Source organism: Paramylibacter kogurei (assembly GCF_002742285.1).
Lineage (GTDB): Bacteria > Pseudomonadota > Alphaproteobacteria > Rhodobacterales > Rhodobacteraceae > Amylibacter > Amylibacter kogurei.
Genome location: NZ_MDGM01000009.1, coordinates 33,085 through 58,720, shown reverse-complemented (window position 1 = coordinate 58,720; position 25,636 = coordinate 33,085). Strand labels below are relative to the sequence as shown.

The 25,636-nt window shown below is 47.7% G+C and carries 23 protein-coding genes; 12 read left to right on the top strand and 11 right to left on the bottom strand.

Translation table 11 applies throughout. The annotated features are described in order from the left end of the window. Positions 1-46: 46 nt before the first annotated feature. Positions 47-1,000 carry a galactofuranose ABC transporter, galactofuranose-binding protein YtfQ gene (ytfQ, locus tag BFP76_RS04520; protein ID WP_099591995.1) on the bottom strand — a complete coding sequence of 318 codons (954 nt, stop codon included), beginning with the start codon at positions 998-1,000 and terminating at the stop codon, positions 47-49. A 1,091-nt stretch (positions 1,001-2,091) separates the two neighbouring features. Beyond that, positions 2,092-3,075, bottom strand: a complete 984-nt coding sequence (locus tag BFP76_RS04515; RefSeq protein WP_099591994.1) for a sensor histidine kinase — start codon at positions 3,073-3,075, stop codon at positions 2,092-2,094. A gap of 19 nt (positions 3,076-3,094) precedes the next feature. On the opposite strand from BFP76_RS04515, the gene BFP76_RS04510 reads away from it, so the two are divergent. Both BFP76_RS04510 and BFP76_RS04505 read left to right on the top strand, forming a co-directional pair. Further along, complete coding sequence (locus tag BFP76_RS04510; RefSeq protein WP_420818652.1) at positions 3,095-3,730, top strand: sigma-70 family RNA polymerase sigma factor; 636 nt, start codon at positions 3,095-3,097, stop codon at positions 3,728-3,730. Next, positions 3,727-4,362, top strand: a complete 636-nt coding sequence (locus tag BFP76_RS04505; RefSeq protein ID WP_099591993.1) for a ChrR family anti-sigma-E factor — start codon at positions 3,727-3,729, stop codon at positions 4,360-4,362. The genes BFP76_RS04510 and BFP76_RS04505 overlap by 4 nt, the downstream gene beginning before the upstream one ends. Positions 4,363-4,369: 7 nt before the next feature. Here BFP76_RS04505 and BFP76_RS04500 read toward each other — a convergent pair whose 3' ends face one another. Continuing rightward, positions 4,370-5,095 carry an SDR family NAD(P)-dependent oxidoreductase gene (locus BFP76_RS04500; protein ID WP_099591992.1) on the bottom strand — a complete coding sequence of 242 codons (726 nt, stop codon included), beginning with the start codon at positions 5,093-5,095 and terminating at the stop codon, positions 4,370-4,372. Continuing rightward, the gene (locus BFP76_RS04495) at positions 5,082-5,861 is read right to left on the bottom strand and encodes a DUF1365 domain-containing protein (protein WP_099591991.1); all 780 of its coding nucleotides are present in this window, start codon (positions 5,859-5,861) and stop codon (positions 5,082-5,084) included. Before BFP76_RS04495 ends, BFP76_RS04500 begins: the two co-directional genes overlap by 14 nt. A gap of 124 nt (positions 5,862-5,985) precedes the next feature. Here BFP76_RS04495 and BFP76_RS04490 point away from each other — a divergent pair, with 124 nt between their 5' ends. The 5 genes from BFP76_RS04490 to BFP76_RS04470 are packed head-to-tail and all read left to right on the top strand — an operon-like array spanning position 5,986 to position 10,680. Further along, complete coding sequence (locus BFP76_RS04490; protein ID WP_099591990.1) at positions 5,986-7,314, top strand: NAD(P)/FAD-dependent oxidoreductase; 1,329 nt, start codon at positions 5,986-5,988, stop codon at positions 7,312-7,314. Continuing rightward, on the top strand, positions 7,265-8,422 hold the full coding sequence (locus tag BFP76_RS04485; RefSeq protein ID WP_099591989.1) for an SAM-dependent methyltransferase: 1,158 nt from the start codon (positions 7,265-7,267) through the stop codon (positions 8,420-8,422). Before BFP76_RS04490 ends, BFP76_RS04485 begins: the two co-directional genes overlap by 50 nt. Continuing rightward, positions 8,415-8,912, top strand: a complete 498-nt coding sequence (locus BFP76_RS04480) for a hypothetical protein (protein WP_099591988.1) — start codon at positions 8,415-8,417, stop codon at positions 8,910-8,912. Before BFP76_RS04485 ends, BFP76_RS04480 begins: the two co-directional genes overlap by 8 nt. Continuing rightward, a complete protein-coding gene (locus BFP76_RS04475) occupies positions 8,912-10,138 on the top strand; it encodes an MFS transporter (RefSeq protein WP_099592100.1) in 1,227 nt (408 codons plus the stop codon). Before BFP76_RS04480 ends, BFP76_RS04475 begins: the two co-directional genes overlap by 1 nt. Next, the gene (locus tag BFP76_RS04470; RefSeq protein ID WP_099591987.1) at positions 10,135-10,680 is read left to right on the top strand and encodes a DUF3833 domain-containing protein; all 546 of its coding nucleotides are present in this window, start codon (positions 10,135-10,137) and stop codon (positions 10,678-10,680) included. Before BFP76_RS04475 ends, BFP76_RS04470 begins: the two co-directional genes overlap by 4 nt. Positions 10,681-11,130: 450 nt before the next feature. Here BFP76_RS04470 and BFP76_RS04465 read toward each other — a convergent pair whose 3' ends face one another. The 6 genes from BFP76_RS04465 to BFP76_RS04440 all read right to left on the bottom strand — a co-directional run bounded on the left by BFP76_RS04465 (position 11,131) and on the right by BFP76_RS04440 (position 19,041). Beyond that, complete coding sequence (locus BFP76_RS04465) at positions 11,131-12,423, bottom strand: tyrosine-type recombinase/integrase (protein ID WP_205661374.1); 1,293 nt, start codon at positions 12,421-12,423, stop codon at positions 11,131-11,133. A 670-nt stretch (positions 12,424-13,093) separates the two neighbouring features. Continuing rightward, entirely contained in the window at positions 13,094-14,980 is a 1,887-nt protein-coding gene (locus BFP76_RS04460) for a bifunctional sugar phosphate isomerase/epimerase/4-hydroxyphenylpyruvate dioxygenase family protein (protein ID WP_099591986.1), read from the bottom strand. Then, positions 14,977-15,828 carry a shikimate dehydrogenase family protein gene (locus tag BFP76_RS04455; protein WP_099591985.1) on the bottom strand — a complete coding sequence of 284 codons (852 nt, stop codon included), beginning with the start codon at positions 15,826-15,828 and terminating at the stop codon, positions 14,977-14,979. The genes BFP76_RS04460 and BFP76_RS04455 overlap by 4 nt, the downstream gene beginning before the upstream one ends. Beyond that, positions 15,828-17,333, bottom strand: a complete 1,506-nt coding sequence (locus tag BFP76_RS04450) for a tripartite tricarboxylate transporter permease (RefSeq protein WP_099591984.1) — start codon at positions 17,331-17,333, stop codon at positions 15,828-15,830. The genes BFP76_RS04455 and BFP76_RS04450 overlap by 1 nt, the downstream gene beginning before the upstream one ends. Beyond that, positions 17,333-17,908, bottom strand: coding sequence for a tripartite tricarboxylate transporter TctB family protein (locus tag BFP76_RS04445; RefSeq protein ID WP_099591983.1), 576 nt, complete (start codon positions 17,906-17,908; stop codon positions 17,333-17,335). The genes BFP76_RS04450 and BFP76_RS04445 overlap by 1 nt, the downstream gene beginning before the upstream one ends. A 128-nt stretch (positions 17,909-18,036) precedes the next feature. Continuing rightward, the gene (locus BFP76_RS04440; protein WP_099591982.1) at positions 18,037-19,041 is read right to left on the bottom strand and encodes a Bug family tripartite tricarboxylate transporter substrate binding protein; all 1,005 of its coding nucleotides are present in this window, start codon (positions 19,039-19,041) and stop codon (positions 18,037-18,039) included. A gap of 161 nt (positions 19,042-19,202) precedes the next feature. Between BFP76_RS04440 and BFP76_RS04435 the strand changes: the two genes are divergently transcribed. Continuing rightward, positions 19,203-19,886, top strand: a complete 684-nt coding sequence (locus tag BFP76_RS04435) for a TetR/AcrR family transcriptional regulator (RefSeq protein ID WP_099591981.1) — start codon at positions 19,203-19,205, stop codon at positions 19,884-19,886. Positions 19,887-19,888: 2 nt separating this feature from the next. Further along, positions 19,889-20,845, top strand: a complete 957-nt coding sequence (locus tag BFP76_RS04430; RefSeq protein WP_099591980.1) for an AEC family transporter — start codon at positions 19,889-19,891, stop codon at positions 20,843-20,845. A gap of 326 nt (positions 20,846-21,171) precedes the next feature. Here BFP76_RS04430 and BFP76_RS04425 read toward each other — a convergent pair whose 3' ends face one another. Next, positions 21,172-22,056, bottom strand: a complete 885-nt coding sequence (locus BFP76_RS04425) for an NAD-dependent epimerase/dehydratase family protein (protein ID WP_099591979.1) — start codon at positions 22,054-22,056, stop codon at positions 21,172-21,174. Between the two features lie 604 nt (positions 22,057-22,660). On the opposite strand from BFP76_RS04425, the gene BFP76_RS04420 reads away from it, so the two are divergent. The 3 genes from BFP76_RS04420 to BFP76_RS04410 all read left to right on the top strand — a co-directional run bounded on the left by BFP76_RS04420 (position 22,661) and on the right by BFP76_RS04410 (position 25,548). After that, positions 22,661-23,599: a substrate-binding domain-containing protein gene (locus BFP76_RS04420; RefSeq protein ID WP_099591978.1), complete on the top strand. Its 939-nt coding sequence runs from the start codon at positions 22,661-22,663 to the stop codon at positions 23,597-23,599. Positions 23,600-23,682: 83 nt separating this feature from the next. Beyond that, positions 23,683-24,756 (top strand): ABC transporter permease, encoded by a 1,074-nt coding sequence (locus BFP76_RS04415; protein WP_099591977.1) that lies wholly within the window; start codon positions 23,683-23,685, stop codon positions 24,754-24,756. 15 nt (positions 24,757-24,771) lie between these two features. Beyond that, the gene (locus tag BFP76_RS04410; protein ID WP_099591976.1) at positions 24,772-25,548 is read left to right on the top strand and encodes an ATP-binding cassette domain-containing protein; all 777 of its coding nucleotides are present in this window, start codon (positions 24,772-24,774) and stop codon (positions 25,546-25,548) included. Positions 25,549-25,636 lie beyond the last annotated feature (88 nt).

The following is a 25,636-nucleotide window of genomic DNA, read 5'->3' as shown; positions in this document are numbered from 1 at the left end:
GGAGCTTATTGTGAGCGATGAAGCTCAGGGTGTAAAGTTAGGTGAATTAGTACCCGAGCCCTTTTTTCATTTCGTAAATTGCCTGATTGTCGTCGGCGGCTGTAAACAATTTGGATTCAGTTTGGATCCATTTTGGCGGCATTGTGCCACTGTTGATATAGGCATCAAGCGCATCGAGGGCAGGGCCTGCCATATTCGGTGTTAACTCGATTGTTGCGTTCATTTCACCGTTTGCAATTGCAAGATGTGCATCTGGCACAGCATCAATTGCGACGATTTTTATATCTTTGCCAGGATTTAATCCCGCTTCTTTGATGGCTTGGATCGCACCAACGGCCATGTCATCGTTATGGGCATAAAGCGCACAGATATTTTCACCGCCTTCAGCCTTTAGAAAACTTTCCATCACGACTTTACCTTGTGATCGGGTGAAGTCTCCTGTTTGCGAGCGCACAATTTCAAGGTTTGAATGGTCGGAAATAGCATTTTCAAAACCTGTTTTGCGGTCAATAGCAGGTGATGAACCTGTCGTACCCTGTAATTCAACAATCCGACAATCAGCGCCAGCCATTTCATCAACAAGCCATTGCCCAGCGACACTTCCTTCGTGAACCAAATCGGATGTTACAGCAGTTAAATAGAGTTCTTCTGGTGCATCAACTGTGCGATCCAATAAAACAACTGGTATGTCTGAATCTTGTGCCTCTTCCAGCACCTCGTCCCATCCCGTGGCAACGACTGGTGCGATCAATATTGCATCAACACCTTGCGCTATAAATGATCGCAATGCGGAAATTTGATTTTCCTGTTTTTGTTGGGCATCAGCGAACTTTAAAGTAATTCCACGTGCTTCTGCTTCTTGTTTGGTGACTGTGGTTTCAGCAGCACGCCACCCAGATTCTGAACCGATTTGTGAAAAGCCAATAGTGAGATCACTTGCTACGACAGCAATTGGCATTAAAGTGATAGCGCTCGCAAAGAGCGTTGCTTTTATATTCATGAGTTCCTCCCAAAACTAAATGTGCAGCCATTAAGTAATACTTTATTACTTTTGTAAAGTGCGATTGGTTGATACGAAAAAATAATCATGAAATATTGTTTAATAATAATATGTTACAATTAATTTAGGCAATTGGTTGAGCTAATATTAGCACGGAAATCTGGATCCTAAGTCGAATTCAGTTCGAATTTATTCGAGTATGTTTGGTGAGTTCAGTTATGTTTGTTCGCATCGCATATCGCTCAATTCATCCTGTGCGGACACTTCAGAGATACTGCGTGTTTGTCCCAGTGGCTTCTATGCTTGGCTTATCAGACCACTAAGTGTACGTGCGCTGGAAGAAGTCCGCCAAACCGTACTTGTTATGTGACGCATAGGAAAATGGTGGCAAGAGCTATGGTTATCGTAATATCTATGATGACTTGATTGATCTAGGCGAATGTATCTCAATTAACCGTGTACGACGTTTTGTGCGTCTTACAGGCTCTCAGTCTCAGATCGGTTATAATAAGCTCGGTAAATACGGCGAGAGGCTATTGGTGGTCTCAGAGAATACGTGGGAGCAGCAATTCTCCGTCATCGAACCTGACAAAGCTTGGGTAACAGATATTGCCTAGTTGCGGGCCCGAGAAGGCTTTACCCATCTCTGTGTCATAAAAGATCTGTTTGCTCGGTGTGTCGTTGGTTGGGCATTTCATTCAAGGCAAATAACAGAGCTGGTTGTTCAAGCGCTGCTGCCTGCAATTTGGAAGCGCTAACAAAAGCTGGTTTTAATGATCCATTCGGATCGGGGCAGGCAAAATCCCAGCCTTGAATGGGTCGCGTTTCTACGTGAATATGGTCTGCAATATTCTATCAGCACAGGTGGAAACTATCATGACAATGCCAATGCAAAAAGCTTCTTGTATCTATTGAGGCGAAAGAAGATCAAACGCCAAACATATCGAACAAGAGAGGATGCAAGACGCGACGTGTTCGAATATATCGAAATGTGTTAAAGTCCAAAACGGAAACACAAGAATAATGGGAAACTGTCACCTCTTGACTTCGAAAACAGACAGCGGAAGATAGCGAAAGAGGGGGCTTGCAAACTAGGAATACCTCGCTGAGGGGATTTTTATGTTGATCGTTAATCCAGCAACAGTATCTAAGAATGAAAATTCACCGCCAAGGTTTTCAACAACTTTTATAGCAATCGGTAAGCCCAAACCGCTGCCCTGACTTCCACTTGTTTGTCCAAATCGGTTTCTTACAAGCGATATATCCTCTGGTTTTATTCCGACACCGTTGTCAGATATCGTGAATTCCACATGCGATGCTTTCTTTTGCAAAACAATTTCGATCTCTGATAAGTTTTCGCCGCCATGAATGACGGCGTTGTTTAATAGATTGATCAACGCCTCTTGCATCATAAGCGGGTCACATACCACCGCTGCTGGTTCAGATGGAACATTCGATCGTATCGTGATGATTTGGGGTGCCATGCCGGACTTAAATTTAGTTACGGTTTCGTTGATCAAAGTTGTTAAATCGATCTCTTGCATCGTTTCCGTGCGCTCTGTTCCTTTCGCGCGTTCAAAGGAAAGCAATTGATTGGTCAGGTGGCTTGCCTCACGCGCTGCCAGAACCAATTCTGAACTGCGCTCGCTCATCGCTTTGGCGTTTGGGGCGGTTTGAACGGATTCAGCGAGTGCTAAAACGCCTGCGATTGGATTGCGCATTTGATGGGCTGCATTAGATATGAATTCATCTTTAGAGCTAATACGCCTTGATACACGATCAAGTAATGTGTTGAGCGTTGAGACTAACCCACGTATTTCAATCGGAACACTTCGTTGGATTGGTTCCAACTCGCTTGGTGAACGTTTCGCTATGGCGTCTTGCAGATCTAGAAGGGGGCGCAAACCGAGGTTGACACCGAACCAGACAATCAGAGCAACGGATGCAATAAGCAGCGCAATTACCGAAAATGACCGCGTAACCACATCTTGGACAAAGTCAAGTGCCGTAATAGGCCAATTACAACTATCGTATTGTCTGGATTTAATTTTGAAAAATAGTGATCCAAGGGTCATTCTGGTTCGTATTTAAACTATGACACAGCAATGTTTTGATATACCTTATGCGATGACGCTTACGCCTATTGCAGTTGGACGTGAAAGAAAACTAGTGACGAATAAACGCCCAAAGGTATCTGAACAAACAGAATGGATGCTGGCGGTGCGCGATTCTCGTGACCGTGATGCGTTTTCCCATTTGTTTGATTACTTTGCGCCCCGCCTGAAAGGTTTTATCATCAAAACAGGTGTGTCAGGCGCACAAGCAGAGGAAATCGTGCAAGATGTGATGCTGACAGTGTGGCGCAAATCAGCGCAATTTGACCCCCACCGTGCACAGGTGTCTGCGTGGATCTATCAAATTGCACGTAATCGCCAAATTGATATGATGCGCAAAGATGCCCGCCCAATTCCAGAGGAATTGAAAGCAGAGCCACATCAAGAAGACGATGCCATGCAAATTTTGGCAATGGATCAAGAAGCACAAAAATTGAAACACGCCATTTCGAAGCTAAGCAAAGATCAGCGGGTCGCAATCGAGCAAGCCTATTTGGGCGAGTTGACCCATCAAGAAATTAGCGATCAAAGCGGTGTACCGCTTGGAACGATAAAATCACGTATCCGTCTGGGGCTAGAACGTCTCCGACTAGAGTTAAAGGGATTGCGATCATGACCCATGTTCAACACCATATCCCTGATGCAATGTTAAAGGCCTATGCTTCTGGCAACATTTCACCCCATTTTGCGACACTTGTCGCTGCGCATATTTCCATGTGCGAGATCTGTCGCGTTGCACTTGGTGCACATGAGGCCGTTGGGGGTGCATTGCTTGATGTGACGAAAGCTGTGGATGTTTCATCGTCGCTCAAAACAGATGTATTTTCAAAACTTGATGCGCCTTTTACGCCAAAACCTGTTTTTGATCGTTCTGGCATTTATCCAGGTCCTATCGTGCAAGCGATGAAAGGTCAGGAACCGCGCTGGAAATCATTGGGCATGGGAATCCGTCAGCACATAATTTCGTACGATAAACAGGGGTCTTTGCGATTGCTGTATATCCCCGCGGGACAGGCCGTGCCCGAGCACGGTCATAATGGTCTTGAACTCACGCTTGTCTTACAAGGAAGCTTTAGTGACGAGACAGGTCAGTTTGGCGTTGGCGACGTCGAAGTTGGCGACGAAGATTTAGCCCATGTGCCAACGGCGGATGCAGGTCCGCCTTGTATCTGTTTGGCAGCGACGGATGCGTCGTTGCGATTTGCAGGGTTGATCCCACGTATGTTGCAACCAATTTTTAAAATTTAGCGCGGGGTTATTTTCCGCGATAAATCAAAATATCTGGAAGATAAGGCAACAGGCGAATTAACCATGAAAACGGAGCGGGGAAATCTGTGCGGAATCGATTTGATTTCATTGCTTTGTGAACATGTAATGCGGCCTGTTCTGCAGACATCAACATGGGCATCTTAAACTCATTTTTCTTGGTCAACCGCGTTTTAATAAAACCAGGGTTCACCACACGCACAACAATCCCTGTATTTTTTAGGTCATGGCGCATGGTTTCCGCCAAGCTTATCATAGCAGATTTGCTCGCACCATAACCGATTGATGCGGGCAATCCGTGATACCCCGCCAATGATCCAATTAATGTAATGTCACCTTTGCCGTTTTTTGTGAACTGTGGGATTACGCATCCAAGTGCGCGTATTGCGCCCGCGAAATTCACATCAACCATCTTTAAAATTGCACGCGTATCCCATTTTGTTGTGCGCATCGGCTCATAGGTTCCAACATTATATATCACACCATCAATTGCACCGACATCTTTTCCAGCCTGTGTAACCGCCACGTTATCGGTTACATCAAGCGGTAAGGAGCGCGCATTGCGCAATTCTGCCGCAAGGCTGTTCAACCGATCTGCATTACGCGCAGACAAAATTAGTGTTGCACCATCACGATCAAGGCGTTTTGCCAATTCGCGCCCCAAACCTTCGCTCGCGCCAATCAACCAATAGGTTTTGTTGTTAAGGTCGTTCATTGTCTGGCTTTCTAAAATTGTAGCTGTCACTCATGAGGTTTTTGGGCGGAGCAGGCGTGCGTCTGAAAGGTGCGCGTTTGATATAAAGAATCAACGCTTGCCAATATATCAATGTCAAAACGCGCACCGCACCAAGAGGGCGGGTAATTGCGGACTGTATTAGCGAGCGATTGGTTGCAGGCTTTCGTTTTCCCACAAGTGTAGCAAGGACACCCTGATCGCCATTTTTGTAATGTATACGGATGTTTATATCGTCATCGTTAATGTCAAAATTAAAATGATATTGGCCTTCAACCCTTTGAAATGGGGACACATGCATCAATTTTTCGGCGATAATTTTAGTATTCTTTGTAATGGGCTTAAATTTATCCAAGGCACAGAAATAGCAATGGCGATCACCAAATGTATTGTTCACCTCTGCTACGATGGCACAGGGCTTCCCTTGTTTCAGGGCGATCCAGAAGCTAACTGGGTTAAACTGAAACCACAAGAACTTAGGCTGGGCGAGTAGTAAAATTTCTGTTTCCTTAGTGGGAAATCCGCGCTGTTCCAGAATGTTTTCAAACCATTCTTTGCCATGCCCGAAATTGCGTTCACCGCCGTGGTTTTTATCCCAAAGTGACCAAAGGTTGAAACGGTTGTGTGATACGACATGTGGCGTAAATTCACCAAAATCGGTCAACACTAAATCCACGCGATACCAAAAGGAATTTTTGATTCCACCAGATCGGGCATGAAATGTTTTTGCGCGGATGTGATCTAACATACTTGTAATACGTGCGCTGTTCGTCGGTGGATCAGTTGGTTGCTAAATAAAATTAATTTTCAGTTTATGATCCAAAGCGCACTGGGCAACGTAACCCTTATACAATAATAAGGAAAACGTTTAAATGTTGGACCAAACACAGGGTAGACGACGAAAAATAGCAGTTGTCGGGGGGGGCATATCTGGATTGTCCGCGGCATATTATTTATCTGCGCAACACGATATCACGCTTTTTGAATCCGCGGATCGATTGGGTGGACATGCCCGTACAGTGCTTGCAGGTAAAAATGGTGATCAACCTGTTGATACCGGTTTTATTGTTTTTAATCACGTCACCTATCCTCACCTAACAAAGCTGTTTCGTGAACTGGAAGTACCTACAATCAAAAGCGAAATGAGCTTTGGTGCCAGCATTGATGATGGCCGCTTAGAATACGGTTTGAACAGTTTGCGCGCAATCGTTGCGCAAAAACGTAATTTGTTACGGCCAAAATTTTACAAAATGATTTGGGATATCCTGCGGTTTGGAAAATTGGCAGAATCGGCCGCCACTGATGATGACAAAACCATTGGTGATTTGGTTGATGAATTGAAATTAGGGCGGTGGTTTCGGGACGATTATTTGATGCCCATGTGTGGTGCGATATGGTCGACGCCTGTGGATGATGTGGATGCCTTCCCCGCAAAATCATTGGTCCGGTTTTTCAAAAACCACGCTCTTTTGGCTTATGGAGGTCAACACCAATGGTGGACAGTCAAAGGGGGGAGCATCGAATATGTAAAACGTCTGGAGGCGGCATTGATCGCGCGTGGATGCGATTTGCGTCTTAAATCACCCGTAACGAATATTGCCCGCGAAGGTGGTCGTGTGATCGTGCAATCACGAACTACACAAGAGAGCTTTGATGAAATCATTTTTGCGTGTCACTCTGATCAGGTTTTAAACATCCTCAAAAACGGTGCAACAGCAACAGAGCGCCGCGCGCTTGGTGCGATCCGTTATCAACCAAACCGCGCTGTTTTGCATTGTGACACTGGTCAGATGCCAAATCGCCGTGCATCCTGGACAAGTTGGGTTTTCAAATCGCAGCAAAAATCGATTTGTGTAACCTATTGGATGAACAGTTTGCAAAATATCCCAAATGATGACCCACTCTTTGTCACGCTTAATCCACCTGGCGATATTCCCAACGATAAAATTTACGACAGCGCGGAATTTTCCCATCCGATATTTGATCGCGCTGCGTTGCGTGCGCAAAAAACGCTTGCAGGGATTCAGGGTGAAAACAACACTTGGTTTATTGGCGCATATCATCGCCACGGATTTCACGAAGACGGGATCGCAAGTGCGATGCGCATCGTCAGAAAACTAAATGCCCCCGAATTTACGAAAGGACTGAGCCATGAGATTGACCGACAAAGCGTTGAAGACAGAGTTTCTTGCGACCTGTGAGCGCCTCTATGATGGCCAATTGACGCTGCGCACACCAGAAGGGGAGCGCTACAATTTTGGCAATACGGGTGATCATGCGGAAATGATTATCCGCGATTGGTCGGCTGTGTCGGCTATGGCCGCACATGGGCAAATTGGATTGGGCGAGGCGTATGTCCAAGGGTTGTGGGAAACACCATCGGTTGATGGTCTAATGGCGATGGCAATGCGCAACCGCGATCAATTGAGCGGGTATGACCAAGCAAGCCTGTTTAATAAGGCAAAGTTTCGATTAGTTGATACAGTGCTGCGCGCCAATTCGCGCCGAGGGTCGCGCAAAAATATTCGTTCGCATTACGATGTGGGAAATGAATTTTACCAACTTTGGCTGGATGATGGGATGACCTATTCCTCTGGGTTGTTTGATACACATGACGATGATCTGGGCGTTGCTCAGCATCGCAAAAACACACGTGCATTGTCACGTTTAAGCGCTGGTGAACGGGTTTTGGAAATTGGGTGCGGGTGGGGTGGTTTTGCAGAACACGCCGCAACAGAAGGGCGTGATGTAACGGGGATCACGATATCGCGTAATCAATTTGGCTATGCGGATTCTCGTCTTGATGGGCGTGCGGAAATATTGTTTTGCGATTACCGTGATGTGAATGAAAAATTCGACAACATCGTTTCCATCGAAATGATAGAGGCCGTTGGCATGAAATATTGGCCAAGCTATTTTTCAACATTGAAGAGCAATTTGGCCAAAGATGGGCGGGTTTTGCTACAGGCGATCACTGTAAATGATGATTATTTTGATACCTATAAAACCCAGTCCGACTACATCCGCCAATATGTGTTTCCAGGTGGCATGTTGCTCAGCAATAAAGTGATTGCAGAACAGGCGAAAGCGGCGGGTTTCAAGGTGATGGACAATTTCGCCTTTGGACAAGACTATGCAAAAACCTGTCGGATTTGGGCCAAAGAGTTAGTCGCCAAAAAAAACAAGATTCATGCGCTTGGATTTGACACGGCATTTTTTCGCAACTGGCAATATTACCTAGAAATATGTGCTGCATCATTTGCGATTGGGCACACAAATGTTGTGCAGGTGGAATTGGCGCATGCCTAGGCTTATCACCGCAATATCATTGGTTTTGGCATTGCCACATCTGGCAATGGCAAACTCTGTTGACGCGGTGTTTGCTGGCGCAGAAAAAATTGGGGAATCCACATTTCGGGTCCTTGGTCGCCCAATTTATACTGCGCGATTATATACCCAAAATGGTCGCGCTTTTGATTGGGACCAAGATTTTGCATTGCAGATAAATTACCAACGAAACATATCACAAAACGACATTGTTGAAACGACTTTGCGTGAAATGAAACGCTTGGGGGGGCGTGCGCCAATTGATAATCAATTACGCAATTGTTTTTCTGCTGTTGGCAATGGGGACCAATATCTTGCATTAACCGAAGGCCCCAACCAAATTTCGTTTTGGCGCAATTTCAAACCTGTTTGCACGCTGAGAAACCCGCAAATCAAACGCCGTTTCATGTCGATATTTTTGGGTGAGAATAGCCGTTCGGCAAAATTCACGAAAGAATTGCGAGGCGAATGATGGTTCATGCTCGCATAGGTCTTTATGCGTTGATGTTAGCGACCGCTGGCATCCCATTATATATTCATTTGCCACGATTTGCATCAGTGAATTTGGGCATTGGATTAGGAACTGTTGGTGCGATATTGCTATTGATCCGATTGATCGATCTGATCCAAGATCCGCTGATTGGTTGGATAATAGATCGCTGGCCAAAGGCGCAGAGCATGTTTGCGATGGCGTCGGCGGTTGGGCTAGCGATCGGTTTTCCATTGCTGTTCACACGCACTGCCGAAGGAATTGTCAATTTAGAACTTGTTGTCATTCTGATCTTACTGTTTTCGGCATATAGCCTTGGTATGATCCTGCTTTACGGGCGCGCGGCAACATTCGCAAAAACCCAAAACCGGTCTGATATGATGACTTTAGCAGCATTTCGCGAAATGGGTATGTTGGCGGGTGTGATCATCGCTGCAATCGGACCAAGTATATTCGTCGTGTTTGGCAGTGCGGGTGGTGGTTATCCCGCATTTGGATGGTTTTTGGGGGCAATTGCCGTATCCGCTGGGGTAATCACACGCCCAATGTGGCAGCGCGCACCCATTTTGGGCGATCGTTTTTCAATGTCCGACTTGGCGTCGGGCGGAGCGATCCGATTATTGATTCTAGCCCTGATAAACAGCATGCCAGTTGCAATCACATCAACATTATTTCTCTTCTTTGTCGAAGATCGGCTACACCTTGTTGGTAAATCTGGCCCGCTTTTGATTTTATTCTTCCTTTGCGCTGGGATCAGCGTGCCAATTTGGGCGCGGGTTAGCAGCGGCATTGGTGGCAGGAACACACTGTTGATTGCGATGCCTCTTACCATTGCAGGGTTCGTTTACGCAGGCTTTTTAAACGCTGGTGATATCGTTGGATTTTCCATCATCTGTGTCGTATCGGGGATTGGATTGGGCGCCGACATGGTTGTGCTGCCCGCAATGTTTAGCATGTCGTTAAACCGCGCTGGTATCAAAGCATCACAAGCGTTCGGAATCTGGTCATTTGCAGGCAAACTTGGCTTGGCCTTGTCCGCATTTATTGTGCTCCCGCTTCTTGAATTTAACGGGTTCAAACCTGGCCAAGTAAACACGGCGTCTGCATTGGCGACTCTTAATTTCGCCTATGCTGTTGTGCCGTGCTTTCTAAAACTTATTGCATTTGGCTTCGCCCTTATGCTTCCAACTGAGGATCAAATCTCATGAAATTAGTTACGTTTATACTCTTGCTGATACTGGCACTTATCACTGTACGAAGTTTATTTTTAAGCTTTCGTTCCCAATCACCATCAGATTACGCGCAGATGGGGCCAGAGTTTGTTCTGAAAGAACACCTTTCTGGGCGGTTCCAATCCGAGGGTTTGATTTATGGCCCAAATGGTAAGGTTACAAATACCTTTGTTGCAGTCATGAATGCAGAATGGGACGGCGATACGGGCACGATGACCGAAGATTTTACCTATTCCAACGGCACAACGCAGCAACGAAAATGGTATTTGACCGCAGGGGATGGCAATACGTTCACTGCGACAGCTGATGATATAGTTGGTAAAGCAACAGGCGTACTGTCGGGTGCAACGGTGATGTTAAACTATAAAATAACACTGCCAGACGCTGCGGGCGGTTATACGTTATCTGCGACCGATTGGTTATATTTAACCCAAGATGGGGTTATTATGAACAAATCCGAAATGCGAAAATTTGGGATAAAGGTTGCCGAGTTGATAGCGACGATGCGTCGTGAATAATTGATCAGCTTCCTCTCAAGGTTGATAGGATTTAGTACTGGTGGGTTTTATTTGAAAATACGCTGTGGGCTCGCCAAATAAACGCAATGAGTTGTTGCGTGCTAGCGTTCGTCAACATCTTAACGATAAGAATTTTAGCACCGTAGGCTTCGTCCAGCCTTCGTATGGTTATTCGCTGCTATGAACTGGTGTTTGTAACCCCACTGTTCTTGCAAAATTGAACTAGCCGATTCCTGCATCAATCGTTTCACAAAACCTCAAGGCAGTTAAACGTCCTTTTATCGATTTGTAGCGATACTCGCTTGTGCGGTTAGCACAAGCATATGGAAGTGTTTCCTTGCAACGCTAATCTAGCTTCATCTCGAAATTTATCCCATTATTACAAGCTAATGAACAGCTTGCGTTATCGAAAACTAGTGGATGGAGTGTGGCGTGTTCAATTTGCTTAGCTCAAAGAGAGAAGATGCACTGTTTCAATGCAAAACTCCCCCAATTTTCCATCATGTCACGTCTTTGTTCCAATAAATCAGTGCGATGATACGCAGATTCCGTTTCGCTTTTGATGGCATGTGCAAGTGCCCGTTCGGCGAGGTCGCGGGCATAACCATTTTCTGATGCCCAATCGCGAAAGCTTGAGCGAAATCCATGGACTGTGGCAAAGCGCTGGGCAGTATCACTTGCGATTTTTGCATCACGCAATATTTTGCTCAGCGTCATGTCACTCAGAGGGCTGCGTCCTGATTTCGAAAATACCCAAGGGCCTTCGTGTGCAAAGGGCTTGCGATGCTTTAGTAGATTGAGGGCAGGCGTCGATAATGGAACATTGTGCGGTTTGCCCGTTTTGGTGCGATGTGCAGGGATCGACCAAACATTATTTGGTAGATCAATTTCATCCCATGTTGCACCGCGCACTTCTCCTGATCGCGCCGCGGTTAAAATAAGAAATAGTAATGCGTGTTTCCCGCAAGTCATATTGTCAGTCTGGAACAGTTGTTTTGCTGCGCTGGGCAGATCCCGCCACGCAACGGCTGGGAAATGTTGAACACGGTCGCGTTTCTTAGGTTGTTTTGGAAGCAGAGCGCTCACAGATGACACAGGATTATGTTCGATATACCCCTGCGCGATGCACCAAAGCATCACACGTTCGCAGCGCTGTTTTAATCGACTGGCTGTTTCGGGTTTTGTTAGCCAGATCGGGCGTAGCGCATCTGCAAAATCAGCAATTCTTAACTGATCAACGGTAATATTTCCTATCTTTGGAATGGCATAGCTACGTAATGTGTTTATCCATTGCTGCTTGTGCTTGTTGTTTTTAAAGGCTGGAGAAATATCCGCAAAAACCTTTTCGCAAGCTGTCGCGAAGGTCGGAATAGTATTCTCTTGCTCTTGAATGCGTGCATCCCGTGCGCGCTGATCAATAGGATCAATGCCATCAGCGATGAGTGCCTTATATTTAAGAGCTGTGGCCCGCGCTTGTGCAATACTGATATGAGGATATGTACCCAAACCCATATCGCGCCGCTTACACGTTTCTGGTGAGACAAATCGCAAGGTGAACTTAGCTTTTCCATTTTGAGAAGAGGGTTCAAAGCGCAAACCAGATACGCCACCAACACTCACAGGTTTATCACCGGCTTTGCATTTTCGTGCTTTTGTATCAGTTAACAACTCTTTCTCAGCCCCACATCCAGCCCCACATTTATTCTGTGATTTGTTGATATTGATTGCGATGGAATGAAGCAAGAAAAATTATTTATGTGTTAAAATTCATTTAATAACAAATGTTTAGTGCGATAGTGTGATATTTCATGCAACATGATGTTAGCGGACTGTCTGTCCGCCAGCCCCACATTCTTAACAGTTTGTTTTGATCGCTTTCATTGGCGCATATTGTCGTTAAATAGAAAAATTACCGCAATTCCGGTTTTTACTGGCTTTTGTTCAATCGCGCCCATATCGGCTCCTCGCACAGTATGGATTGTGTGCGCTTTGGCTTTAGGCTAGAAGAAAAAGTAGAGCGCACCGCTTCGTTCAGACTTTGGTTTGGGTGGTGCAGATATCGTCACCCTGAACCAATCCAGAAAACACGTATTGGAATATTGCCGCATGGCAAAGCAAGGGTTAACCCCGCGTTTCAATGCACAGTGTGAAACAACGGCATTCGCAGAAAACGCCCAACAAATTCGCATTGATCGCATACCAATGTGGAGAAGCCCCAAACATGGCCGACAACGGATTAACGCATTGTGCGATTGTGCTTCGGGATTTCCCGTAAGATTCCAGTCGCAGCCAAGAGCGCGTGGGCAAGCATTGAAACAGCGCTTTGAAGGGAGCCTTGGCGCCTTGTCGCGGTCGCCAAGGTCATCGCCAAATTGGATGTGTCGGGTTCACATGCCGTGCTCGTATCTTGAGGTTATGCTTTTGGCATACCTTTTAGCCGCATCAGGCGTTTTTGTGCAGCAATCCTAAACGGTGCGTTTGGCGCCCCGTAACCGGCATATCCGTCTTTGCGCTGTACGATTTCGAAGAACATGCCACCTGCATAGGGGCGAGAGTAAAACTGAAAGAAGGCTCCGTTCGCATCCTCGTCATAAAGAATGTTCGCTGTCTTCAATCGGCTGAGTAAATCGGGGTCGAGGTCAAACCGCGCGGTTAGATCAGCGTAATAATTGTCCGACATTGGCAATGGTTTGAAGCCGCGCTTGACCAACCCATCCGAGGTGGCAAAGATATCGTCCGTTGCGAGTGCGATGTGCTGAACAGAAGCTCCAAAACTGTCAGCAAGGAAATTACCAGCCATCGTACGATGGGTTTCAGCACCGTTCAGTGTGATCCGGAAAGCCCCGTCAGATGTTTCCAGTGCCTGACTGCGCACCAACCCATCAGGATCCACAACATCCACCATCGGCGTTTTTTGCATGTCAAAAAGCGTGGTGTAGAACAGAGACCAGCTAAGCATTTCATCATAGCTCATTGTTTGGGCAAGGTGGTCAATTTGCTGTAGCCCTGCGCCCGTTTGTTTGGTTTCATCACTTTTAAATTCAATGGACCAAACATTGGCAAGACCGCTGGCATCATCAATAAAGTGGAGCACACTGCCGCTCAGGCCCCGTATGGCGGGGATATCCAGTTCACCGGGTCCGGTTGGTTGGGAAAACGGCTTTGCTCTCAAAGCTTTGGCACGCGAAACAGTTTTGGCGGCATCGCCGACATTCAGCCCGATATCGCACACCGTGGTGCCGTGCACGGTAAAGGCGCTGTTTGCGTAACCGGTGGTTTCACGGTTTATAATGATGCGAATATCACCTTGGCTCCAAAGCGTAAGTTGTTTGGCGATGTGTTGGCCAGTGCGCGCAAATCCCATTGTTTCAAGAATGGTCTCGAGCGCGGTAGCATCATCGCCTTTGGTTGCAAATTCAACGAAGGAGATGCCTTCAACGACGGCTCGCTTTGGCATGTCTGCCAAGTCAAGCTTCAGGTCTGGCTCGTCCCGTTTGACATCATCCATCAGTGCGATGAGCGAGCGATGCCCGTCGTTCGCAATTGTTTTGGGGCTGCCGCCACGGAACTGATCATTGAAAATCTCAAGCGAAATTGGGCCGGAATATCCGGTTGCAACAACTGCACGCATGAAATCGGTGATCGCAAGGTCGCCTTCGCCAGGCATATTGCGGAAATGACGAGACCAATACAGCAGATCCATCTCGATCTGGGGGGCGTCTGCCAGTTGTACAAAGAAAATCTTGTCGCCGGGGATACGGCGGATTGTTTCGGGGTCGATTTTGCGGGCGAGCGTATGGAAGCTATCGAGGATGAGGCCGACATTGTCATGATCCGCACGGCGCACGATTTCCCATGCATCACGGTGATCGTTCACATGATGGCCCCATGCCAAGGCTTCATACCCGATGCGTAGACCACGTTTGGCGACGCGTTCGCCAAGTTCGTTGAAGTCCGCAGCGGCGCGATCGATCCCGCCCATGGCCTGCGGGTGGCACGATGAACACACAAGAACCAGATCAGTACCAAGTTCCTGCATCAAATCGAATTTACGCTCGGCGCGGTCAAACGCCTTTGCACGCAAAGGGTCCGGTAAGCCTTCGAAATCGCGGAACGGTTGGAACAGGGTGATGTCCAGCCCCATCGAGCGGATCATGTCACCGACATCGCGCGGATTACCATCGTGTGCAATAAAGTCTTGCTCGAAAATCTCGATTCCATCGAAACCTGCTGCGGCAATGGCCTCTAGTTTTTCGGGAAGATTGCCAGAGATAGATACCGTAGCGATAGATGTTTTCATGCCTTATCCTCCTGAATGGCAGCCCGAAGCGCCACAGTGTCTAGATCTATGCCCGTAAAGATTTGCCAAGCGTCGATACCTTGGCCAAAGAACAGCTCGTAACCGGAAATGATCGTGAGCCCTTCAGCCGCCGCATCCTGTAAGAATTCGGTTTCAACGGGTGTATAGACCGCATCAAAAGCCCACCGTGCGTTGCCCATTGCGGAGCGTGGCAGGGGGCTACCGCCAATGCCGACCATACCAAGCGGTGTGCAATTGATGACGCCATCCGCGTTTATGGCGGCTTCCACCGGATCGGTCGCAACTTCAATCTTGGTATCACTTCCGGCATCTCGTAATGCTGTTGCCAGTGCTTCGGCTTTGACGGGGTCCAGATCAACGCAGCGGATCGTGGCCGCCTTTAAACCGAGCAACCCGAAGGCCACCGCTTTTCCAACACCACCCGTACCGATAAGACAAACAACTCCGGGTGGGGTGTCACCTAGGATCGTACGGTATGCTGACATAAAGCCACTATAATCTGTATTGTACCCCTGAGGACCCTTGGGATCAAAGACAACGGTGTTAACAGCACCAATGGCTTTGACCAGCGGATCGCTGACTGTGACCTTTGCGGTTACCTGCTCCTTGTAAGGATAGGTCACATTTATCCCGCGAAATCCGGCGTTTCTGGCCTGTTCGAATGTCTGATCGAACGTCAATCCCAAGTCTTTTGGGATTAGCCTGTCATAGGTGACATCTAGCCCGGCCAATTGCCCCGCCGTGCGGTGCAGTCTTGGCGATTTGGAGCGGGTGATGTTGTCGCCGATCAAGCCAAGCTTGATCGTTTTCGACAGTGTCTGTGTCATTACGATGCCTTTCCAAACAGACGGTTTTTTGCAAAAGTCCAAATAGATGTCTGGCTTACAAAAATCAGGATCACAGCAATAAATAAGGTCAGCGAAAGCGGGCTGGTGATGATGCCCTCAAAGAAACTGCCAAGGTCTTCGCGTTCCGAAATGATGGCGCGTCGCCAGTTGTCATCCAGAAGCCGTGATAGGATCACGCCAAGGATCACAGGGCCTAGCGGATACCCATAGTGACGCATGAAGTAACCAAACACACCGAACCCAAGCATCCAATAGACATCTGTGATTGAGTTGTTCACCGCATAGGCACCAACGATCGACAGAAGAAGGATCAGCGGAATGATGACAGAGCGCGGCATCTCGACGATCTTTGTGAAAATCTTGATACCAGTTAGGCCAAAGATCAGCATAAAGACGTTTGCCATCAAAAGCGCGCCAACGATGAACCAGAACATATCCGGTTGATCGACCATAAGCATTGGCCCCGGATTAAGCCCATGAATGAACAAGGCACCTATCATGATCGCGGTGACCGCATCACCGGGGATGCCCAGTGTCATCATCGGAATAAACGCACCGCCAACAGCGGCATTGTTTGCAGTTTCCGGCGCGACAAGCCCCTCCATTGCGCCCTTGCCGAACGGGACTTTGGGTTTTTTGGTGATGCGCTTGGCGTGATCATAAGCCATGAGAGCCGCAATATCACCGCCAGTGCCGGGTAGAGCCCCGATGATGACGCCGATGGACGAGGTTTGAAGTGAAAGTGGAAGGTATTTCTTGACCGTGCCAAAGGACGGCATGATCCTGTCGATCTTTTGACGCACAGCTTTCATGTTGACGTTTTGCAACTGTTGTAACGCTTCGGACACGCCGAACATGCCAATCATTACGGCGATGAACGAAATGCCTCCTTCCATGAGCCTTAAATCAAAGGTGAAACGCTCGGTAAAGGTCAGCGGATCGCGACCAACAGCGCCGATTGCAATGCCCAAGGCACCAGCGAAGATACCCTTTACCAATGAACCGCTGGATAGCGAGCCGACGAGTAGGATTCCCAGAACGGCCAGCAGCATATAATCGCGTGGTTGGAACGTGATGGCAAAGTCCGCCACGAAAGGTGCCGCAACGGCAAGGACGAAAATGCCGATCAATCCGCCAAAAAACGACATAACTGTCGTCACGCCGATGGCCTGACCTGCTTCGCCCTTTTGCGCCATCGGGTAACCATCCATCGCGGTTGCAATGGCCGATGGTGCGCCTGGAATGTTAAGAAGGATCGCTGTTCTTGATCCGCCGTAAACACCACCCATGTAGATGCCAACCATCAAAGAAATGGCAGGGTAGACGTCCCATGAAAAGGTGAATGAGATCAGGATAGAAACGGCCATCGTGACCGAAAGCCCCGGAATTGCCCCGATGTAGATACCCGCGAATGTGCCAACACCGACGAGCAGCAGGAGCTGGGGTTGAGTGAAGATTGTAAAAATGGCCATTAAGGTTTCCATCAGGACGCCCCTCCAGACATGAGATTACGAAAGAACTGGATGAATTCGGCTTCGGGCAGGATACCGACGGGCAAGAGCACCGTGAACACCACGCGAAAGATGATCCAGATCACCACAAGAGACACAAGAGCAACCGTCAAGGTGTAACCCCAGCCTTTGCGCGCCAGTACTTTGATCGCGATGATCAGGAAAAGCGCCGCTGTCAGAACAAAACCCAGAGGCTTTAACAGGAGCCCGAATATCACCAAAAATCCGATGAACAGGATCACCATGACGGGCAGGATGTCCTTCGACAGAGTTTCATGCGCGACTTTGTTGAGGCGCGATGTCCGTATGGTCACGATCAATGCAGATACCACCATGACCAGCGTTGTGGCCATCGGAACGGACCCCGGGCTTGATAACGCTTTGAAACCAGAAATGCCGTATGCGGTGTAAAGCAGAAACAAACTGGCGAGGGTGAGGAAGATGGCAAAGCTCAATTCGCCAGGTCTTCGTTGTTCGGTATAACCACCGGGTGTGGCATCCGATGTGCCGTCATGGTGGTCGATGTCGCCTCTGAATTCCGGATCCATGATCCTCTCCTCCCGTTAAATTTGACCGGGCTCCCATCCCGGAACGCATAGCGCCGCCCAGCGTCATAAGGCGCGGGCGGCGCCAAATTCGGCAGGCCCAAGGACCCACCTTTCTTTATAGTCGGTTTTTAGTTGGCAGGACGTGCGATGCCAAACTCTTCGGGGGACGCTTGTGTCAGACCCGCATCGTCAAGCAGCCATGCTGTACCTTGCTGCCACTTTGTTAGGAAGGCATTTGCCTCATCACCACTGATATTCATCATGGTGAAACCACGACCAGCCATCAGATCAATGAAATCCTTGTTTTCTGCGGCAGTTGCATATGCAGCTGTCAATGCGTTGATCACCTCATCTGGTGTGCCGTTTTTGGCGAATACGCCAAAGAAAGGACCCCATGGTAGATAGGTCGCATATGCAGCGTTCGCATCGGTCGCAATCTGAACCTCTGGCAGTGTTGCGTTGGTTTCTGTATCAAAAATCAGGATTGGTTTCATGTTGCCAGCGCGGATACCTTCGATAGCGGCACCAAGAACAGCAGGCATAACATCAATAGCCCCACCTTGAAGGGCAGTTAGGGCCGGGCCGTCACCGTCGTATGGAACGGAAATAACGTCCAATTCACCTTCGACAGTGTTCATCATTGCTGTGATCACTGAAGGAAGCCCACCGGGGCCAGTTGCGCCCAATTTCAACTCGCCGGGATTTTCAGCGATATAGGCCAGCATGCCAGCATAATCATCAAACGGAGCGGCATTGTTGGCAACCAACATCGCAGTGCCACGCGCCAGAATGTTGATTGGGGTGAACGCTGAATAGTCCTCGTCGCCCAAGCCCATTACTTTATAAAGCATCGGGTTTTCAGCACCCATCAAAACAGTATAGCCGTCCGCATCCGCATCAACCACATAGTTGAGGGCGATCGCACCAACCGCGCCAGTCATGTTCTGCATGACAACCGTTCCACCAAGTGCTTCTTCAGCATGAGGGGTGACCGAACGCATCACGGTGTCTGTTGAACCACCAGCGCCCCATTGGATGATGCCTTGGATCTCTTTGGTGGGGTATTCTTGCGCTGTTGCTACGGTCGCGCTTAGTCCGAGCGCCACAAGTGCGCTAATCAGTTTACGAGACATCTCTGTCCTCCCTTTGTGTTTTTTCCCGACGATTCGCTCCTCGCATCGACGGTACATCTCTTTTTATGTACCTTGCGGTTAATTTGTCAATTAAAATGTACCCACGGGTTAAATTTGTGCTATTCAAACAAGGAATCGGAGGAACAATGGAGCACAGACACATGGATGGAGTCCAAAAAAACGCGCCTAAAAAGCGCAAGACAACTTGGAAAAAGGACCCTGCGGCTGTCAAAGAAGATATTCTAACCGTGGCCACAGAGGCCTTTGCAGCCCATGGGTTGTCGGGTGCAAACATCAACGAAATCGCAGAGAAAACATCGACATCTAAGCGGATGATTTACTACTATTTTGGTGACAAGGAAGGTCTTTATCGCAGTGTACTTGAACGTGTCTATTCGTCTTTGCGAGAGATCGAACAGGCGTTAAATGTTGCTGATCTTGAGCCGATCATGGCCTTGCGTCGGCTAACAGAGGCAACATTCGATTCACACGTGAAGAACCCGCAGTTTATACGATTGGTGATGATCGAAAACATCCATAATGCAGAGTATGCGCGCAAGTCTGACGTTATCCCAACCTTGAACAAGGCGATCATCGAAAAACTCGCGGATGTGTGCACGCGGGGCAAAGCCGCCGGCGTGTTGCGCGATGATGCCGATCCGCTTGAGTTGCACTGGATGACAAGTTCTGCAAGCTTTTACAACGTTTCCAACAAAGCGACCTTTACAACATCCTTTGGTAACCGCTTGTTCACCGAAGAGGGCCAAAAACGTATCAGAAACCGTGTGGTGGATATGGTATTGGGGGCAGTGGTGATCGACTATCTGCCTCGCAAAGGTGGCTAACGATGGTCACGATCCTTGCGGTTACACTTCCAATTTACCTTATCATTCTGTTGGGCTACGTGGCCGTCCGGACGGGGTATTCACCAGCAGATACCATCAATGCACTCAGCCAGTTCACCGTCAGGATATGCTTGCCAGCGCTTATTTTTAGCGCGCTTACAATCTCCGGGACAGATGAAGCCTTAAATTGGAGCATCATCATTGGGTATCTCATTGCATCATTGCTTGCGCTGTTTTTCGGATACGCCATCATGCGTCGCATCTTTCAGGAGCAATCGCCAGCAGCTTGGATTCACAGCTTAGCCATCGCAAATTCCAACAGCGGATTTATCGGTTTTGCTGTCGCGAGCATGGTCTTTCCAGAAATGGCTTTGCAGGTTCTTGCTTGGATCATGATTGTCGAGAATGCCGTGATTATCCCACTTGCCTTAGTTTCAGCCGATGTGGCGTCGGCGAGCAGCACAACAGTGTCAGCCTCGGCGAGGCGAGCACTGCAAAGCTTTTTGCGAAACCCACTTGTTCTTGCGATTATCGCTGCATTGATTGTGCGCGGTATTGGTTTGCCGCTTCCAAAACCAGTGATCTCGACAATCCAAATGCTGGCTTCGGTTGCACCTGTCATCGCCCTATTTGTCGTGGGAGGAATTGTTGCACGCTTTAGTCTCAGTTTACATTGGCGCAGGACAGCAGCAATCAGCTTTGGCAAGTTGATCGTTCACCCAACGCTTGTTTTTGCTTTGCTTTCAATGTGGCCGGGATTGGGACAGGAATTGATCATGACAGCTGTGCTGTTTGCCGCTGTTCCAATGCTTTCGATTTATCCAATGTTGGGGGCAAAGTATGGCTCGGAACAGGTTTGTGCCACGGCGTTCATCGTTACCGTGATATTATCGTTTTTCACGATTAGTGCATTGATCTGGTGGATTGGCAACGTTGGTATTTCACCTACGATTGGATGAAATCCATTCTTTATCATCAACTTGAGAAACAGGTCAAAGTCAGTATAGCGCCCAGAACTTCTGATGCTCTGGGTTTGACGAATGCCTAGCGGTTCCCGTTGTATGCGACATGCCAACGGAACTTGTCCTGAAACGCCAGTCCGTTATCTATTCTGACTTCACAAATACGAAATGGAAATTTTCGATGATGTGGCAATGGAGTCGGTTGTATTAGCATTCCTTCACCTTGAAATTTTAATATTTTTCGTAAACCTGTAGTTGATGTTCTCTCTGCCATCACTTCCGCCTTGTTTGCGGTCATACAAAAAACCCGAGTGCGACGCAGTTTAACGCATATACATGCGCCAGTTATGCTCAGGCTTGAACCCAAGTAGCGTTTTGGCCTTGGCGTTTGAATAAAAGGTTTCGTTTTCATCCATATCGCCAACAGGAACGCCTTGATAATATTCTGCGATCAATTCTTTGGTGGTTTTGTCAACGGAATGATCGTCATTGGACACGTTGAATATTTCAAAACCTAGCCCGTCGGTGACCAGACATTGTTGAACCATTTGTCCCAGATCGCGGGCATCGATATATGCAAATATGTTTCGCCGCCGAACCGATGGGTTCGCAATATATTCTGGAAAGTTTTCTTTGTATTCATGCGGTTCAATAACATTGTTTATGCGCAAACCATAAATGTCGTAGCCTGATCGGCGTTGAAAGCTGCGCGCGCTTACTTCGTTTGCCACCTTTGACATGGCATAGCTGTCTTCGGGAATAACCGGATGGTTTTCGTCAATCGGAAGGTATTCTGGTTTGCGATCACCATCGGCAAAACAAATGCCATATGTTGTTTCGGATGATGCAAAAATGATCTTTTTCACGCCAAATTTCACCGCTGCATCAATGACATTGTAGGTGCCAATTGTATTGACGCGATAACATTCATTGTCGGATGTCATCAACAATCGGGGAACAGCCGCGAAATGTACGACCGCGTCAAATTTAGGCACGCCATTCCCTGGTTCCATTTCATCGAACCCAGCATAGCTTGCCATGATGTCAAACATTTGGCCCGCATCGGTAATATCTGCGAGGCGATTATCTACGTCGGGGTGATCCAAGGGAACGCGATCAACGTTTAAAACGCGATGCCCGTTGTTTATCAGATATGAAACAACATGACGCCCAGCCTTGCCAGAACCGCCAGTAAACAAAATACGCATTATGTATTCCCCTTCGTTTTGTGCATCGCTTACCTACGAAATTTGAGAAAACATTTCCAGTTGAGATGTTTGTTAATCAGTTCAATTCAGAGGAAAGCAAAGCAGAAGGAATATTTTGCATTCAGGCTTTGGCCTAATTTTCCCGTGATTTTTTGGCCTGCGATTATTGGCTCAGGATGAATCGGCTCTGCATTTGAAAGTGAAACTGAAGGATTGGTGATCGTAATTTGTGCAAGGTGTTTTTGGCACTGGATGGATAAATCCGCGCTTGGCCAGTGCGCACGCCATCCATGCCCGTGCAGATGAAATGCATAATGCAACCGGTTGCAAAAATGAGCAACTTGGTTAAAGTGGACACACGAATCAGAGATGAAATGTGCGAAAAGGAGCGTGCGATTGGCGTGAAAATGCTAAGTTGAAAGCTATAAGTTTGAAAAATCGAACTGCCTTTCATGTTTATGCATTTAGCTGTCTATGAGGATATGACCGCTGTTAGATCGTCCAAGCCGCCCATTTTGAACATATCTTATTTTCGAAAAAACGTCTCATTGAGAGATGCCGGAAAATGTAAACCGTGTACCGGCCACGATTAAGGGAGGAAAAAATGAAAAGATCTTTATTGGCCGCTGGCCTTGTTGCATTGATGGGGACATCGACATTAGCACAGGATATTGGTGCGACGATCTCACGTTTCGATGATAACTGGCTGACAGTTATGCGCAATGGCATGACCGAACATGCCGCAAGCATTGATGGCGTCAATCTGCAAATGGAAGACGCAACTGATGATCTTGCCAAGCAAATCGACCAAGTGAAAAATTTCGTCGCATCTGGCGTTGATGCAATCATTGTGAACATCGTTGATACATCAGCGGGTGCTGCAATCTCTGAAGCGGCGGGTTCAACACCGTTGGTATATGTCAATCGCCAGCCAGACAACGTGGATAGTTTGCCAGCAACCCAAGCATTTGTTGCATCAAATGAAATTGAATCTGGCACATTATCTGCGTTCCAAGTTTGCAATAACTTGCGTGCAGAGGGCAAAGCCGGCGGTGCAAGAGGTTATCTTATGAACGGTCAGCTTTCAAACCAAGCTGCGGTTCAACGCTCCAAGGACGTGCATGATGTCATCGGCATGGATATGTGTAGCTTTATGACGATTATTGACGAGCAAACTGCAAATTGGTCTCGTGATGAAGCGCAAGATTTGATGACAAACTGGATGTCATCTGGCGAGCCGTTTGATTTCGTTTTGGCGAATAACGACGAAATGGCGATCGGTGCGATCCAAGCAATGAAAGCCGCAGGTATGGACATGGCAGATGTTCAAGTTGGCGGTGTTGACGCAAGCCAAGATGCGTTGCTGACGATGCAAGCTGGCGATTATGATGTGACCGTATTCCAAGATGCATTTGGTCAAGGTGCTGGTTCTGTTGACACAGCCCTTGCGATTGTCGCGGGCGATAGCGTCGATCAAAAGGTCTACATCCCATTCAAATTGGTGACACCCGCCAACATGGATGAATTCCTAAGCAAGAACTAAGCTTTGCTTAAAATATAAAACCGAAGACGGCGCAATTCGCGTCGTCTTCTAAACTTCATGATGTATTATTCGGGACGGAAATTATGACTGAAACTAGCCATGGCGTTGGCGGGCTTACTTTCGATAAATCAAAAAAAGCGTGGCCAAATGAATTAAATGTCCTTTTCGCTCTTGTGATAATCGTTGTCATTTTTGAAATTCTTGGGCAGCTTTTACCATATATGAACGATCAAAGTTTTCTCTTTGATACGAAGGATCGATTTGGCTCTATCTTTAACGAAGCGCGCTTAAAAATTATTATTCTTCAAGTTGCAATCATTGGGATTATCGCCCTTGGCGCGACACAGGTCATTATCACGGCGGGTATCGACCTTAGCTCGGGGCCGCTGGTTGCTGCGACCGCGATGATTGCAATGAGCTTTGCCCAGACAGAGTTGGTCAATGGAAACCCAAATCCAAAAGCCATATTTGGCACTTGGGCGATGGATTTACCGGTGATCGCACCAATTGTTGTGGGACTTTTGTTTGGCGCATTAATTGGGGCCATTAACGGCACGTTTGTTGCATATTTCCGAATTCCTCCCTTTATTGCGACACTTGGCATGTTCTTGATCTGTCGTGGGATTGCATTGTGGTGGTCCAGTGGACGCCCGGTTTCATTCCCAACAGAGAGCTATAAATTTATCGGTTCAGGTATGATGCCAGTGGTTTGGTTTCTGTCACTTGCCGCAATTTTCCATGTCATATTGAAATACACTGTTTATGGAAAACACACCTATGCAATCGGTTCCAACGAAGAAGCGGCGCGTATGTCGGGGATCAACGTAAAACGTCACAAGGTCCTTGTTTATATGATTGCATCAATGCTTGCCGCATTCGCAGGTATTGTATTGAGCGCCAAAGCGTCAACCGCGCAAGCGGGCATGGGCGAGTTTTACGAGCTGTTTGCAATCGCGATGGCTGTTATCGGTGGAATTAGCCTGACAGGCGGGCGCGGTTCGATCATCGGAACAGTTTTGGGCGCAATGGTTTTGGGCGTTATCCGATCTGGTTTCACATTCATCAAACTCGACGGTTCATACCAGTTAATGGCGATGGGCGGTATTATCATCGCAGCAGTGGTGCTTGACCAATTTCGTCAACGCAACCGCGTATAGTTCAGGAGAATAAAAATGAGTTCTGATTTAGTTTTGAAAACCGAAGATCTTACAAAACACTATGGCGGGGTGCATGCTCTTGAAGGGGCAAACTTCGAAATGAAAATGGGCGAGCATATCGCCATTATGGGTGACAATGGCGCGGGTAAATCGACGTTTGTGCGCCAAATAACCGGGGTTGAACAACGCACACGCGGTAAGGTTTACTTTTATGGGAAAGAAGTAAATTTCACAGGCCCACTTGATGCGCGCGAGGCTGGCATTGAAACCGTTTTCCAAACCCTCGCATTGGCAGATGATTTGGATGTGTCGGACAATCTGTTCTTGGGGCGTGAGAAAACGAAATGGAACTTTCTTGGACCATTTCGCCGCCTTGATTACAAAGCCATGCGAGAAGATACGATGGCGGGATTGGTTAAGACTGGTGTGAAAATTCCCAATATTCGAAATTCGATTGCGAATATGTCGGGTGGTCAACGTCAATGCGTTGCAATTGCGCGCACAGCGACCTTTGCATCGAAACTCACCATCATGGATGAACCGACTGCGGCGTTGGGCGTTCAGGAAACCGCGCAAGTGGAGAAAATCATTGCCACATTAAAAGCAGCGGGAGAGCCGCTCATTTTAGTAAGCCACAATATGCGTCAGGTTCTGGATTTGGTTGATCGTATTATCGTCTTTCGTCGCGGTCGCATGGTTGCGGATTTGAAGGTCAGTGAAACAAACGGTGAAGACGTCGTGGCTTATATCACGGGTGCAAAAACCGGTGCACAGTTTGAAGGGGCTGCGTGATCATTCACGCGGTTCGCTTTCCCTTGATAGCGCCATAATTGAAGGGCGTAGCGTCAGTTGGCCGTGGTGCAATATGGACATGGCATTT